Here is a 241-nt window from a genome sequence, read left to right on the forward strand (position 1 = left end):
GTCTATCTTTATCTACGTGACAAAATCGTACATAACAACCTGAAGCCAGGCTCGCGAATTGACTATGACGAATTGATGGCGGAGCTTGGTGTTAGTCGTACTCCTGTACGCGATGCCTTAAATAGACTGCAGATTGATAACTTGATAGAAGTGAGACCACGGTCTGGTACTTTTGTCAGCACTCCCAATAAAAAAGCCATCGAAGACCTCTATAATGTACGGAAGCCGCTGGAGTCTACCG

1 protein-coding gene is annotated in these 241 nt (G+C 45.2%); it reads left to right on the forward strand.

What is annotated here, in order from left to right:
• The coding region (locus tag SB773_RS34215) for a GntR family transcriptional regulator (RefSeq protein ID WP_410594961.1) at positions 1–241 on the forward strand (241 nt) is incomplete at both ends.

The sequence above is a fragment of the Bacillus sp. SIMBA_074 genome (assembly GCF_046534555.1).
Taxonomy (GTDB): domain Bacteria; phylum Bacillota; class Bacilli; order Bacillales; family Bacillaceae_G; genus Bacillus_A; species Bacillus_A mycoides.